The sequence below is a fragment of the Massilia eurypsychrophila genome (assembly GCF_002760655.1).
GTDB lineage: Bacteria > Pseudomonadota > Gammaproteobacteria > Burkholderiales > Burkholderiaceae_D > JAFCUW01.
Genome location: NZ_PDOC01000116.1, coordinates 1 through 264 on the forward strand (window position 1 = coordinate 1; position 264 = coordinate 264).

General features: G+C 49.6%; 1 rRNA gene. It reads left to right on the forward strand.

The features are described 5' to 3' along the window. Positions 1 to 264: ribosomal RNA gene (locus tag CR105_RS27640) — 23S ribosomal RNA — on the forward strand; the annotation flags it as partial.

Genomic DNA, 264 nt, shown 5'->3' on the forward strand with positions numbered 1-264 from the left:
GGCTAAAACAGTCAGGATGTTGGCTTAGAAGCAGCCATCATTTAAAGAAAGCGTAATAGCTCACTGATCGAGTCGTCCTGCGCGGAAGATGTAACGGGGCTAAGCCAGTCACCGAAGCTGCGGATATCCTTTATTGGATATGGTAGGAGAGCGTTCTGTAAGCCTGCGAAGGTGTCTTGTAAAGGATGCTGGAGGTATCAGAAGTGCGAATGCTGACATGAGTAGCGATAATGGGGGTGAAAAGCCTCCACGCCGTAAGCCCAA